This is a genomic window from Pseudomonas sp. NPDC087803 (assembly GCF_044742995.1).
Taxonomy (GTDB): Bacteria; Pseudomonadota; Gammaproteobacteria; order Pseudomonadales; family Pseudomonadaceae; genus Aquipseudomonas.
In genome coordinates, this window is record NZ_JBIUVO010000142.1 from 1 (window position 1) to 1,981 (window position 1,981).

1 protein-coding gene and 1 pseudogene are annotated in these 1,981 nt (G+C 60.1%); both read left to right on the forward strand.

Annotated features, from left to right (window positions below; translation table 11 throughout):
• The coding region (locus ACIOUG_RS26990; protein WP_401070224.1) for a CTP synthase at positions 1 to 1,507 on the forward strand (1,507 nt) is incomplete at its 5' end.
• A gap of 4 nt (positions 1,508 to 1,511) precedes the next feature.
• Positions 1,512 to 1,981: pseudogene (locus ACIOUG_RS26995) on the forward strand (3-deoxy-8-phosphooctulonate synthase); the annotation flags it as partial.

The following is a 1,981-nucleotide window of genomic DNA, read 5'->3' on the forward strand; positions in this document are numbered from 1 at the left end:
GTACATCATCGTCGACCCGGGCACCTTGTGGGCGTTGCAGCACGGAGCAGTGTTCGTCACCCACGACGGCGCCGAGACCGACCTGGACCTGGGCCACTACGAGCGGTTCATCCGCACGACCATGACCCAGAACAACAACTTCACCACCGGCCGTGTCTACGAGCACGTGCTGCGCAAAGAGCGCCGTGGTGACTACCTGGGTGCAACCATCCAGGTGATTCCGCACATCACCGACGAAATCAAGCGCCGCATCATCAAGGGCGCCGGCGATGCCGACGTGGCCATGGTCGAGATCGGTGGCACCGTGGGTGACATCGAGTCGCAACCGTTCCTCGAGGCCATCCGCCAGCTGCGTTTCGAAGTCGGCGCCAAGCGCGCGATGCTGATGCACCTGACCCTGGTGCCGTACATCGCCACTGCCGGCGAAACCAAGACCAAGCCAACCCAGCACTCGGTAAAAGAGCTGCGTTCGATTGGTCTGCAGCCAGACGTGCTGGTGTGCCGCTCCGATCACCCGATCGACGTTTCGTCGCGTCGCAAGATCGCGCAATTCACCAACGTTGAAGAACGTGCGGTGATCGCACTGGAAGATGCCGACACCATCTACAAGATCCCGGGCATCCTGCATTCCCAGGGTCTGGATGATTTCGTTGTCGAGCGTTTTGGCCTGCAATGCGGCAGCGCTGACCTCTCCGAGTGGGATGCAGTGGTTGACGCCAAGTTGAACCCGGAACACGAAGTCACCATCGCGATGGTCGGCAAGTACATGGAGCTGCTGGACGCTTACAAATCGCTGATCGAAGCGATGAGCCACGCCGGCATCAGCAACCGTACCAAGGTCAACCTGCGCTACATCGACTCCGAAGACATCGAGAACCAGGGCACTGCGCTGCTCGAAGGTGTCGACGCGATCCTCGTTCCGGGCGGCTTCGGTCTGCGCGGCGTGGAAGGCAAGATCACTGCCGTTCAGTACGCCCGTGAAAACAAGGTTCCATACCTCGGTATCTGCCTGGGCATGCAAGTGGCGGTCATCGAGTTCGCCCGTAACGTGCTGGGCTGGAAAGACGCCAACTCCACCGAGTTCGATCGCGCCAGCGGCCATCCGGTCGTGGGTCTGATCACCGAGTGGGAAGACGCCACCGGCGCCGTTGAAGTGCGTACCGAAGCGTCCGATCTGGGCGGCACCATGCGCCTCGGCGCTCAGGAATGCCTGCTCGAAGCCGGCTCCAAGGTGCACGATTGCTACGGCAAGGACGTGATCGTTGAACGTCACCGTCACCGCTACGAAGTGAACAACAACCTGCTGCCACAAATCATCGAAGCCGGCCTGAAAATCTCCGGTCGCTCCGCTGATGCCGCGCTGGTTGAAGTGGTCGAAGCACCGGATCATCCATGGTTCGTCGCTTGCCAGTTCCACCCGGAGTTCACCTCGACGCCACGTGACGGTCACCCGCTGTTCAGCGGCTTCGTGAAAGCCGCGTTGGCACAACACCAGAAGAAGGCGTAACCCGATGGCACAGAAGATCATCCGCGTTGGCAACATCGAGATCGCCAACGACAAACCCATGGTGCTGTTCGGCGGCATGAACGTGCTGGAAAGCCGTGACATGGCCATGCAGGTTTGCGAAGAGTACGTGAAGGTCACCGAAAAACTCGGCATCCCTTACGTGTTCAAGGCCAGCTTCGACAAGGCCAACCGGTCTTCTGTGACCTCGTATCGCGGCCCTGGCCTGGAAGAAGGCATGCGCATCTTCCAGGACATCAAGCAAGCCTTCGGCGTGCCGATCATCACCGACGTCCACGATCCTCACCACTCCGAGGTGTTCGCGTAAGTCTGCGACATCATCCAGCTGCCGGCCTTCCTCTCGCGCCAGACCGATCTGGTCGTGGCGATGGCGAAGACCAACGCTGTGATCAACATCAAGAAAGCCCAGTTCCTCGCGCCTCAGGAAATGAAACACAGCCAGAACAAAAGCGTGGA